Here is a 13158-nt window from a genome sequence, read left to right on the forward strand (position 1 = left end):
CCTCTCTCCTTTACACAATCATTCGAACGGCTACAACACCTGTAATTTTGCTTATATTTTCTACAATATTCTCTTTTATTATATCATCAATTCCGTTATCGATATCAATCATTGTGTATGCCCAAGAATGTTTACTACGATTAATCATATCGGCAATATTAATATGATGTTCCGCTAAGCATCCTGTAATTTGCCCTACCATATTCGGAACGTTTTGATGCATAATTGTAATTCGTTTCTTTCCGATATACGGTAGCTCTACGTTTGGATAGTTTACTGAATTACGAATATTTCCTGTCTCTAAATATTCACGTAATTGACGTGCTGCCATTACTGCACAATTTTCTTCTGATTCAGACGTAGATGCACCAAGGTGAGGCGTCGCTGTTACATTTTTCATCTTTATTACATTTTCATTCGGGAAGTCCGTTACGTAATGTGTAATAATATCTTCTTCTAATGCTTTTTGAAGAACCTTTTCATCTACAAGTTCTCCTCTAGAGAAATTAAATAGACGCATCCCTCTTTTCATCTTCTCTACAGCGTGTTCCCCAATAATCCCCTTCGTTTGATTCGTAAGAGGAATATGCAGTGTAATATAATCACACGTTGCAAAAATTTCATCAAGGCTAAATGCTCTTTGCACATGTGTAGAAAGACGCCAAGCTGTTTCAACTGAAATATAAGGATCATATCCGATAACATCCATCCCTAACGCTAACGCATCGTTCGCAACTAAAGCACCGATTGCGCCAAGTCCGATAACACCTAGACGTTTCCCTGCAATTTCTGATCCAACGAATTGTTTTTTTCCTGATTCAACAAGCTGTGGTACTTCTTCACCCTCTAAGTTTTTCGTCCAACTTACACCATTAATAATGTTACGTGAAGACATAATAAGACTGGCAATAATGAGTTCCTTTACAGCGTTTGCATTTGCCCCCGGCGTGTTAAATACTACAATTCCTTTTTCTGTACATCGCTCGACAGGAATATTATTTACACCAGCGCCAGCTCTTGCAATCGCCTTTAAGTCTTTTGAAAACTCTTCTTGATGTAAAGAGTAGCTACGAAGCAAAATTCCATCTGGATGATTGATTCTATCTCCTACTTCATAACGTTCTTCAGTAAAAACTTGCAAACCTTTTTCTGCAATTTGATTTAACGTTTGAACACGAAACATATCCCCATCTCCCTATCTATTCTCAAGCTCAAATTCCTTCATATAATCTACTAATTGTTTTACACCTTCCACTGGCATCGCATTGTAAATACTTGCACGCATACCGCCGACTGAGCGATGTCCTTTTAGCGTAACGAAACCGCGTTCCTTCGCCTTTTGTAAAAACTCATTATTAAGTTCTTCTGACGGTGTTGTAAATGGAATGTTCATAAGTGATCGATACGCAGGGTCAACTGGTGAAGTAAACAATTTAGATTCATCTAAAAAATGATAAATAAGTGAAGATTTCATTTTATTTTGTTCTTCAATCGCAGATACTCCGCCTTGCTCTTTCAACCACTCTAGTACAAGTTTTGTTACGTAAATACTAAAGGATGGCGGTGTATTATATAAGGAGTTATTTTTACTGTAAGTTTCATAATTTAACATTGTCGGACAAGAGCGATCTGCTTCCCCAATTAAATCTCTTTTTATAATAGCAATCGTTAAGCCCGCAGGTCCTAAATTCTTTTGCGCCCCCGCATATATAAGACCAAACTTCGAAACATCATATCGCTCTGATAAAATATTTGAGGACATATCCGCAACGAGCGGCACTCTTTCTACATGTGGAATGTCCACATATTTTGTCCCCTCAATTGTATTATTCGTTGTAATATGTACATAATCTAGTTTTTCATCATTTAATAAACCGTCCAGTTTAGGAATCGTAGTAAAATTCTCCTTTTCAGAAGAAGCAATCACTTGTACTTCCCCAACTTTTTCGGCTTCTTGTAGTGCCTTTTTAGACCATGAGCCAGTTAATACGTATCCAGCTTTTTTATACGTATTCATTAAGTTCAGTGGTATCATAGAGAATTGTAATGACGCACCGCCTTGTAAAAATAAAACTTCATACTCATCAGGGATGCTCATTAATTCACGAAGTAAGTTACTTGCTTCCTCTATAATACTTTGAAAATAAGAAGATCGATGACTCATTTCCATAATAGACATGCCTGTCCCGTTATAATTTAAAAGCTCCTTTTGCACTTTCTCTAAAACTGGCAAAGGGAGTATTGATGGTCCTGCTGAAAAATTATAGACTCTCTCCATTACCCTCATAACCTCCCTATTTCTCATTTGATTATTTTTTAAACTTTCTGAATTATAACCTAAAATATAATATACGGTCAATTTGTTTTCTATTATTACGGCGCAAGACGCGATGGAATCGCTTGCAAGTGCAGACTTTTTATTTATACATAAAAAAGTGTTAAGTACATAATCGTACTTAACACTCTAATAATAGAATAATAATAGCTAGTCGTTCGTAAAGAACCGATCAAAGATTTGATAAATAGCAGAAAGACCAAAGAGCCAATAAATAGTGTCCACAAGCGCCGGCATAGAACCAAACCATTTCTCAACTACATTGTAATCTAACGCTACAAATAACCAATTCAAACCGCCAAGAATCACCAAAATTACTGTAAGGTAAGACAAAAATTTCATTATGATTGCCCCCTAGGTGATAAGATGGTGAAAGGCCTTTCACTAGAAATATATGTAGTAAACTTTAAAACTTACCTATTTTATAAAATTTATTTTCGGTACCACCCGTTAATAACTGCCTCTGCTTCTTTACTATGTATTTGATACGGATGTGTACTATCATTAGAGCCAATAAACCAAATTGAAAAACCTTTAAAATATGGTTTCGGTTCTAATACATCGCGGTAAGCACGCCATCCATTTAATTGTACATCTTTCGAAAACACATTTGAAACATCTGGATTCCATGGATTTTGTAATCCAAGTTCACGTGCTGGAACGTTAAATCCACCGAAGTAAACTGGCTTTCCTGTTGCATTATGTAATTGTTCCAATTGCTGAACAACATTTTGCCCACGATTATATACTGTTGTCGCAAATAAACTTTGTTTCACTTCTTCATATGTTGGATTCCTTTTTCCTGAAACTTCAAACCAACTATCTATGCTAACAATATCCACCTTTTTTAAATACGGGCGATTGATTTTTTCTTTAAACTTCGCTTCATAAGAAGAGTCCCAACTTGCTGTTAACCACCAGTTCATTTGATACAAAACATTTCCTTTATACTGATTACGAACAAAATCAATTGTATCGCTCCAGTATCCTTCTGCATACTCCATATTCACGAAATTAGAAGCAATCTTTAGTCCATACACATTGTATTTACTTGTAATGGAATTAAAAATATCTTGCAGAATAACCGTCTTCCAATTCCAGAAGAAATCATTAATGTTACTTGGGTTCCATTCTGTCTCTCCAACATTCCCCTGTTGAATATACGGGAACGGTTCCACTATAACTTGAATATTACGCTTTAATAATTCTTGAATTAAAATTATAGCTTGTTGCTTTTGCGCTTGATTAATTACCATGTTAGTAGAAGTCACATTTGGGATATCTACTTGAATCGGTACATTTACTGTATTTAAATTTAAGCGCTCCACATCCGCTAATACTTTCGCTACATTTCCAACTTCCCATACTGTTACGTTTCCTGATTTGATTTTTCCAGATTGAACAGTATTTACATCTGCCTGTACATTTCCTTGAAAACAAAAAGAAAACAACATAATAAACACTCCTAAAAAACTTATTAAACTCTTATTTTTCTTCACAACTTTCCCCCTATAATTTTTGGCTTTCTTGATTATTTTATACAACGTTTCATATATATTCCACAAAAAATCCAATAAATTTTTATTGATAAAAATGCTATTCATCCTTTATTCACATCTTACTCATACTAAGCCCCTAAAAATAGTAAGATAAATAAAAAAGGAACGGATTTCCGCTCCTTTTTTATCTTTTTACGATTATCAATCCATTTCCCTTTTAGGCTCTACCAACATGATGTGGGATTCCTTTTCAGTGAAAGGTTTATGCTCAACGCCTCTCGGGACAATAAACATCTCGCCCTTAGAAATTTTCACCTGTCCATCACGGAAATCGATGAACATCTCCCCTTCAAGCACAATAAATAGCTTATCCGTATTAGGATGCTCATGCCATATAAAATCTCCATTAGCTTTAAAAAGCTGAATTTGATCATCATTCATTTCACCAATCACTCGTGGATACCAATAATCGTTAATTTTAGATAACTCGTCATTTAGTTTAATAGGTTGGTAATGGATAATAATCCCTCCTCATTTTTAACTTCCACTATATTACAATAATCTAAGTAAAAAAGTCGTCATTACGCTTAAAAAGAAAATGCTTCGGCCAGAACTTTTCATTCAGACAGTACAAAGGAGTGATTTCAATGAAAGTTCTTTCAATCCAATGTTTCCTTTAACTCTCCATAAGTATAGAACAGTGATTTTCAAATAAGAATGGACCCCTGTTGACATTAGTATGGATTATTGATGAACTTCTCGCGATATTTAGTAGGCGAAATGCCAACTCGCTTCTTGAAAACTCTACTAAAATAAAAAGGGTCTGCGATTCCAACAGCCTGCGCAATTTGTTGTACAGGCACACCACTTGTACATAACATTTTTTGAGCCATCTTTATACGATAGTTCAATAAATATTCTGCTGGCCCCATACCTGCATGCTTTCTAAACACGTAAGAAAGACGATTTCGATTAACATTATTTTGTTCTGTAAGCGTATGTATTGTAATATCTTTATAATAGTATTTGCGAACGTAACTAGATATTCGTTCGAATAAAGTATGCGACTCATAGTTGTTTTCTCTATTGACAACACTTAATAAAGCTTCATTCAACGCTTCGCGAAACAGCATTTCGGTCTGAAGCATCGAAATGCCTCCACGCTGATTATACACATCCCAAAGACGCATAAGTAATTCGACAAGACGAGGAGATTGTCCTGTTAATAATTCAAAATGCTGATGAGTAAAGCCAGAGTCTTCTCGTTCTGAATTGCTTATCTGATATAAAACAAGAATATATTCCCAGTTTATTTCACCAAGCATTTTATGGGCTAATGTCATTTTTGCACCCCCATGTATAACTTTTCCTGGGGAAAGGATATACGGCGTACCATTAAATTGAAATTGCGTCTTCCCTGTAAGTGGAAATACAAATCCTGGGAAAGAATCTGTAGACTCAGCACAAGGTACACCTGGATTTTTAGCATAACGATATACTCCTTCTACTCGGAAAGGATTATTGGCAAGATACTCTGCTAACTCATTCACGTCCAACTTCACAATGCACGCCTCATTTCAATAATAGTTTTCTTGTAATTCGCGAGATTAATTGGTGTACATTCTGGGCAACGCTAAACTAAAAATAGTACATACGACTTAACAAGATCTGGTTATTAACCTATAAATATATTGTTTTTCATTTATTGACAAAAGTATCCTCCCTATATTATTGATAATGATTTTCATTGTAGTTTGATAAAAAAACATTTGTCAAGTTGGATGGCCTAGAAAAATGACGAAACAAGGGGTACAGAGGGACCGTTCTGTTGCAAATAATACCTGGTCTTTGTTAACTAATTCCCCTCAAAACTGGAATAATCATGTTAATAGTTGTAATGGCTTTATTTGTTACAGCACTTGCAGCATGTGGAAATAATCGTAATCCTGAAGAAGTTGCTACAGCGTATTTCGAAGATGGAAACAGCCTACTATCAAATTAAATGATAGTAGGCTGGCTGTTAAAATTATTTAAGAACTGGGTTAAGTTCTAAATGATAAGCTTTCATTATCAAAAAGATTATTACTAGTCCCTCCACAAACAAAAACACCCTATCACTTCGGCTCTAAATTTAATACCTTACCCTCTATCCCCTCCGTATTCAATGTAGTCGTATGATACGTGCCATTTACCCAATCATCTATTTGATCATGATACCAATCACTTCTAAAATGTCCCGACTGTCCTGGCCCTACGATATGATAACCGTTTGACATATCTTTCGTATCAATAATGAATCTCCAAGACGCTCCGTGATTTACAATGCCGTTCTCGCCGTAACTCGCTGCTTGAACGGTAACTTGACTTCCGCCAATCGGAACTGGTTTCTCACGATTAAAAGCTAGTAATGCTAACATACTAGATGATTTCGAAATTGGATGTGTAAAAGCAAGTTGATGATAATCGCCCCACTTCCAGCCCCCAACATCGGGTCCATATCCCTTCTGCAATTTCTTCATTACATTCTCGTACGATGTATGCACAACTTTTGTGAAACCTCCGTACTTCGTAAACCAAGCGCTATTTTCTCCCGCTACTTCTTTTCGAATCAATTCATCAACAACTTGTGACTTCCCTTCAAATAACTCCATCACACCTTTCGGTATTTCTTTTGAAAATAACGTATTAGAAATCTCTTTCATTAATAAATGAAAAATTAGTGGTGCCGCTTCATCTTTACTATCATAAAAATTCCACTTTGTTAATTGGTCTACGCCTTCTTTCTCTACCTCATTTAAAGATGCTTTATTTAACTCTTTTAAAAATATAGGAGTAAACTCTTTCCCATATAAATTCTTTTGATCCATCTGTAACTCTTCTAAATCTTTCACCGTATACTTTTCCTTCTCTTGCAAAAATTCTTGAATACGCATTTGCCTATATGGCTGCGCCCACGTATTGCTAATATGATACGGATAATCATCATCAACAATTTTATTATTCGCAGTTGAAATAAACCCTTGTTTTGGATTAATTACTTTTGGAAGTTGATCAAACGGGATATACCCTTCCCATTCATATTCATCTGTCCATCCTGGAACAGGTAAGCTACCATCACCTTTTTTACGCACTGGTATATTTCCATTCGCTTTATAAGCAATTGTGCCGTCGTTTGATGCAAACACAAAGTTTTGGGTTGGTGTATGAAAATCTTGAAGAGCGGTTTCAAACTCATTCCAGTCTTTTGCTTTGTTCATATTTAATACAGCTTTTAACTCAGCTGACGGTTCTAAAGCTGTCCACTTTAAAGAGAATACTGTTTTCGTTTTCTCCTTCCCCTTATCCGCAAACTCTGAAATTACTGGCCCATGCCTCGTAATCGTAACGTTATAAGGAATTGTCTTCCCGCCTTTTACTTTAATCGACTCGTCTACAACGGTAGCTTTTTCCCATTTATCGTTATACAGAAATTCATTTTCATTATTAGGATTTCTCTTCTCAATATATAAATCTTGCACATCAGGCCCTGTATTCGTAACACCCCATGCTATTTTGTCATTGTGTCCTAATATAACACCTGGTACTCCAGCGAAAATAACGCCACTCACATTTAAATCTTTCATTTCAAGTCTCGTTTGATACCATATAGAAGGTGTCGCAAGGGATAAATGAGGGTCATCTGCTAAAATCGGCTTACCTGACGCACTCTTCTCACCGCTCACAACCCAGTTATTACTACCGTTAAACTCCGGGGGAATTATCGTTTTTGAAAAACTTTGCGCTACGTCCACATTTGTATTTTTCAGTTCAGCTAGCAATCTAGGAGCATCTTTCGGATATTTAGGAAATAGCTCATTTGCTTGCTCTTTCGGAAGGTTTTTCAGCGCCCAATATCGAAACGCCTGTCCATGCCAATGTCCTCCTAAGTCAAACGCCATATACTTTCCAATTGTTAAAGAATCCACGATTGACCATTCAGAAGGCTCATAACCTAATATAGTAAACTCAACCGGCAATTTCTTTTCCACTTTTGCCTCACGTATAAAAGCGTTCACCCCATCAGCAAATGACTGCAGGGCATATTTTGCTTCTCCATCATATTGACTAACTGAAGCTTCTGCAGCTCGCCGTAAACCGAGTGTTCGAAACAATTTATCTCGGTCAACAGCTGCTTCCCCAACAACTTCACTTAACATACCAGACGCTTGTCTTCTACTTAAATCCATTTGAAACAAACGATCTTGCGCTTGTACATATCCTTGTGAAAAATATAAATCATGTGCATTTTCCGATTTAATATGCGGGACACCTTTACTATCCCGCTTCACCGTAACAGCGTGTTGTAAATCCTCTAGCTTTATCGTTCCATCTATCTTTGGCATAGATTTCAGCGTATATATATTCAAAAAAATCGCAGCGGAAATAACTAACAAGAGAACGATACTACTAGCCCAAATAAAAATTCTTCTTCCCCTTTTTCGTTTCTTCTTTATAACTACCTCCATATAACCACCCCTTTCTCACACTATTCGCTTCTTTTTGAGAATGAACCTTTTAAAAACATTAAAAAACCCCCTTCATTTTCCTACCAATGAAGGGGGTCTTTCTTATCGTTTGCTACGCCAACTTTCATTATGCCCAAGATTTGCACCTGTCGCTACTTGCACATCATATAACATTTCACTAAAGAAGCGTTTATCTACTTCTTTTGGTACAATGCGTCTTTCATCATCAATTTCATCGTATTCATATGAACCACGATTTACCGTACCTGCTTTATAAAATTGAATGTCAAATACACATACATCTTCTTCATCTTCATAACCAATCGGCGCTCCGCTAAATGACAATTGCGCTCCTAATCCGTTACAAGTATCTTCTTTGTAAAATGTATAATACACACCGCCATCTTGAACAGATCCACGGATCCATCCAAGCTTCGTCATCTTACCGAATAACGAACGACCATTTAGTAAAATACCACCAAATCTCTCAATAGCACTCTCATCATTCTCTTCTACTACAAACACTGGACGCTCAATTTGTAGGAACGGCTGAACAATTCCCGCACTTTCTAATTGCTCTTTCCATAATTCCTTCTCCGCCCCAGACAATTCTAACGGATGAACGAAACCAATAACAGTGCCAAATGAAAGTTCATAACTCTTCCCGTCAATTGTACAGAACACGCCACCTTCTGCATAACGGAATGTGTTCAGCAACTTCCCTTCCTTATACTCACCCCAAATGAGTGAAATAGAAAATTGCTTCATAATTGGATTATCCATAAATACAGACTTCCATGCATTATGTGACCAATAACGCTTTAACGAAAGTGCCGCTTCTAATCGTTGTTTTTGCATTGAAAGAGTAGTTCGGAGTTCCTTCTTTAAAGAGGCTAATTCTTTTTTAGCCTCTTCAGCCTTTTCTACATCATCTTTTGCATTCGGCTTTGGAAGTGACTTCATACGTTTTCCTTCCTCTGTCTCTAATTCAATTTTTGACTCTGTAGTTAAAATGACAGTAAAACTTCGATTCCCGAAATCAATTATCTTTTCACCATGTATAGTAAAGCCAAGGTCTGGCACCAATTGATCTTCCAGCTCTTCCTCTGTTATACCACGTGTTTTCGCAGCAAGACTTAGCGCTTCTTTTGCTGCATTACGTACTTGCTTATGTTTATATTTAAATGCTATTGCATGAATAGACATAAGTGCAAGCTTAGATGAAGACAAACCTAAAGCACGAACGGCATCCGCTGCTATCTTTCCTCTCATTTGAAGCACCCATTCATCAATTTGCTTTATAAGTATGTCGACCATTTTGTCGTCACTATACATTCCGTATAACGAAAGAATTCCACGCTTCTTCACATCTGCGTCTTGAGAAATCCATATTTGATATATTGTTTGCACATATTCTTTTAAGTCCTCTTCATTTAAAGCTCTACCAATTACTTCTGCCGTTTCTTTCTTCTCAATAACAGCATCTGAAATATACTGTTGTAAATAGGCTAACGGAATTGCAGCATCAGCAATTTCATTAGAGTCACGTAAACTGATTTGTGGCTCATCCCCAATCAATTGCAGAAGTGAATTTCTTGTTTGTTCCGTTAAAATACGTGCACATAGTTCTTCGATCTTTTCTTCCTCCGCTTGAAATAAAAACGAGAATTTTCCTGCGAAAGATTCATTTTTACTTTCTTGCAAAGCTTCCTGTACAAGTTTCGTATATTTTTCAAGCTTATACTCTATTAGTATTTTCATCACATTTTCACGAACAATCTTCTTTTTATTATGAAGTTCAACTGCTACATCTGCTGCAGCTTCTACATCTTTTGAAAGCAGTTTAACTACAGACTCACGCATTTTTTTAGATGAATCTCCTAAGCTTTTAATTAAAATCGGACGCATTTTAACCATGTTATCCTTTGCTAACTCTTCTAAAATATATGCTTTTGCCATAGCAGAATACTCATCAAACCGTTCAATTATATATGCTTGTTCTTTTACAATTACACAAACAAGCGCTTCCTTCGCCTTATTTCTCTCTTCACTGTAGCATGCAGCTTCTTCAACTGCATAAGCGATAAGTTTTTCCTTACTTAACCCATACGAAAGCAGATCTTCTAATACTTGTTTCGGCTCTACTCCTCTGACAGAACATTCGTAAAGAAGTTCGTATAAATTAACACTATCATTATCTCCAAACTGTAGTGTAAGTACAGCTTCCCTTTTCGCTACATCATCTATATCCCAAAGAAGCGCAACCTCTAACACCGGCATACCCCAATACATATTTCTATATTTCGGATTTTTAAGTATTTGCTTCATATCCTCAAGTGACAACTTCCCTAGTAAATAATCACAATATGTATCCCGCAATGTAGACAATTTAATTTGCAAAGCAGCAACAAAAAATTCTTCTCGCATTTTCCCTCTATTTAGCTCATATCCTTTTTCGGCTAGCGTTCGTGCGATGATGAGATAATTCATTTTACTTACATATTGCATAGTTTGTTGAATAAATTCAGGATTTTCCTCCAACATAAAGCATAGCAATTCATATTCATACGTCTTACAAAAATCCTCACTATTCAAATCATGTTGCCTTAGACGATGCGCAAAAAATCTTTCCTTAGAAATCCAAAACTGTGTACAAAAACTTTGAATTTCTTCATACGTTTCTCTATTTACACTACCAGTTTTTTTGTGGTTTTGAGACTGACCAAGAGTGTGACACATATAACGTGTTGCATAGTTTATAAAACCCCAAACATTTTTCTTCGCCAATATTTCAATATATCGCCTCGCAACATTCGAATGTTTATGAACACAAAATAATAGCCGCCAAATATGTTCCGGTAAATTCCCACCTATAAATACTTCACTATCATCTTCACCTTTTAAATACCGTTTAACCGCTTCAACCTTTTCCTTTTCCCCTAGCAGTTTCAATATAAATTCTGTATGTTCTCCTAACCTCTCATTCAATAAAGAACTATATGTACGAAACTTTTCATAATCTACATCAAACATTACGAAAAGTAATGTTACTTGCTGCTTAGTTGGTAAAGTATGTAATTGTCCCTCTATATAGTTCGGATTCTCTTTTGTTAACTCTCTAAGAAAAACATCTGCTTCATTTACATAACTTGAAATACTGGATAAATATTTACATGCGATTGCTACAAGTTTGTCCAAAGGAAGTGCACTTTTTTCTAAATAAATCTTCATTTTAGAAAAACTGACATGCGCAAAACGGACTACAAGAACATTTAATAATTGCTCCTCGAGTATATGGTAAAATAATCGAAAAAAATCCGGATCTTGTTTATGCACTTTCCTAAAATCGTTTATAAATCGCTCCGCAAAATCGCTTCTTTTTTGATCACGAATCGTCGTTAGTTCAATATCTTTTAAAATCTCTTCTTCTTTTGTCTGTAAATATCGTAGTGATAATTGTTCCTGTTCTTCTGTCATATTAATATATTGAAACAACTCAGATGTACTAGTAGTCAAACTTTGTACCCCCCGCATCTTTTTATCTATTATAAAAATACCCTTATTTAATGGTAGTATAGCATAAAACCCACAAAAACGAACGTACATTCTACATTAAATTAATGTAAATTAAAATACACTACTCAACATACATTTCCTTCTCTCTAAACTTCCCATTACACACTTCTCCCCACTAAAATCCTTTAACTTTTTGCTACACCAATTCCTCAAAATCCCCTTCACATAAGCTAACGTTTTCTTATTATTTTCAAACGCAATTTTAAGTGCCTCTAAGACTTTCTCTCCAGAAAGCCTTTGTATCCAATTCTTCAATTCCTTCACAATATATGGGGATAAACTACTAATATTTTGTTCATAAAACTTATAAACTTCACTATTTGGAACGTCCTCTTCTATGGTTTCCACCTCTTCCGCTTCTTCTTTTTCTTCAATAACTACTTGTGAACTACTATTATCCGCTTCTTTTGGCATACCAAAATGCTGCAATAATAATGGAATCTTGTATTCTTCTTCAAGACATTTACGTAAAAATATATGTATGAACTCATTACTTTTTATAGTCTTTAACTCACGTAATACGCACTTCTCTACATTCATATTTGAAATAGGGTTATAGTGTAACCAGTTTATTATGAATACCTCTTTCGTTTCCGTATCATATAAAATCTTTCCATACTCAACAAACCTGTTTAGCAACTTCTCAACAGTCTCCATACTGTAGCCTGTTTCAAGCTCTGCCACACGCTTCGGTAATACGTAAATTCCACATTGCTTCGTTTTCGTACCAGTTAACAAATATATGTAAAAATAACGCTCCTCTGGCGTTAAGTCTAATATGAATTCATCTTGCCAAAAGTTCACCTGCACATTACGGTATACTGCCATATGTTTCCCTCCACTCTTTGCTAGTAAATAGGAAAATTTTAATCCTTCATTATAAAGATAGGACTGCGGGAATGGTTTTGGCATTCGAATTACAATTTTTTTACTACTACAACGCCGGTTTCATTTTTTCGCGCTTGTTTTGTTCTTGTAGTTGTTTTTGTTTTTGTTTTTTCTTAGTGATTTATTACTTGGTAGGGGCTTATGAGGGGCTTGGAAGGGCATTCCACATTACAATCTATCAAATACAATTTGTTCTTCCTACTAAATAGGAGCTATTCCAAATTATTATTTTGGATAGCTCCTTTCAAATTCTTCTTATTTTTTACTTCTATCAATTTCAGCTTCTACATACAATTTATTCTGCTATTTGCGGGCAGTAAAACTCTCATTTCAAAATTCGGTGAATAAACTGCTC

Annotated in this window: 9 protein-coding genes; all 9 read right to left on the reverse strand. The window is 35.7% G+C overall.

Features of this window, described 5'->3' with window-relative positions:
* Window positions 1-10: 10 nt before the first annotated feature.
* Entirely contained in the window at window positions 11-1183 is a 1173-nt protein-coding gene (locus ACS2FK_RS14020) for a 3-phosphoglycerate dehydrogenase family protein (RefSeq protein ID WP_000490228.1), read from the reverse strand.
* 12 nt (window positions 1184-1195) lie between these two features.
* Window positions 1196-2278, reverse strand: coding sequence for a 3-phosphoserine/phosphohydroxythreonine transaminase (serC, locus tag ACS2FK_RS14025; protein WP_063547944.1), 1083 nt, complete (start codon window positions 2276-2278; stop codon window positions 1196-1198).
* Window positions 2279-2485: 207 nt separating this feature from the next.
* A complete protein-coding gene (locus tag ACS2FK_RS14030) occupies window positions 2486-2677 on the reverse strand; it encodes a DUF378 domain-containing protein (protein ID WP_000670801.1) in 192 nt (63 codons plus the stop codon).
* Window positions 2678-2766: 89 nt separating this feature from the next.
* Window positions 2767-3834, reverse strand: a complete 1068-nt coding sequence (locus tag ACS2FK_RS14035) for a glycoside hydrolase family 113 (RefSeq protein WP_063547946.1) — start codon at window positions 3832-3834, stop codon at window positions 2767-2769.
* A 201-nt stretch (window positions 3835-4035) separates the two neighbouring features.
* A complete protein-coding gene (locus ACS2FK_RS14040) occupies window positions 4036-4275 on the reverse strand; it encodes a cupin domain-containing protein (protein WP_000997182.1) in 240 nt (79 codons plus the stop codon).
* 293 nt (window positions 4276-4568) lie between these two features.
* A complete protein-coding gene (locus tag ACS2FK_RS14045) occupies window positions 4569-5396 on the reverse strand; it encodes a helix-turn-helix transcriptional regulator (RefSeq protein ID WP_063547948.1) in 828 nt (275 codons plus the stop codon).
* 552 nt (window positions 5397-5948) lie between these two features.
* Window positions 5949-8339: a penicillin acylase family protein gene (locus ACS2FK_RS14050; RefSeq protein ID WP_063547950.1), complete on the reverse strand. Its 2391-nt coding sequence runs from the start codon at window positions 8337-8339 to the stop codon at window positions 5949-5951.
* 102 nt (window positions 8340-8441) lie between these two features.
* The gene (locus tag ACS2FK_RS14055) at window positions 8442-11855 is read right to left on the reverse strand and encodes a DUF4132 domain-containing protein (protein WP_063547952.1); all 3414 of its coding nucleotides are present in this window, start codon (window positions 11853-11855) and stop codon (window positions 8442-8444) included.
* A 111-nt stretch (window positions 11856-11966) separates the two neighbouring features.
* The gene (locus ACS2FK_RS14060) at window positions 11967-12743 is read right to left on the reverse strand and encodes a DnaD domain-containing protein (protein ID WP_063547954.1); all 777 of its coding nucleotides are present in this window, start codon (window positions 12741-12743) and stop codon (window positions 11967-11969) included.
* Between the last annotated feature and the right edge of the window lie 415 nt (window positions 12744-13158).

It is taken from the genome of Bacillus cereus group sp. BceL220 (genome assembly GCF_051776965.1).
GTDB classification, from domain to species: domain Bacteria; phylum Bacillota; class Bacilli; order Bacillales; family Bacillaceae_G; genus Bacillus_A; species Bacillus_A cereus.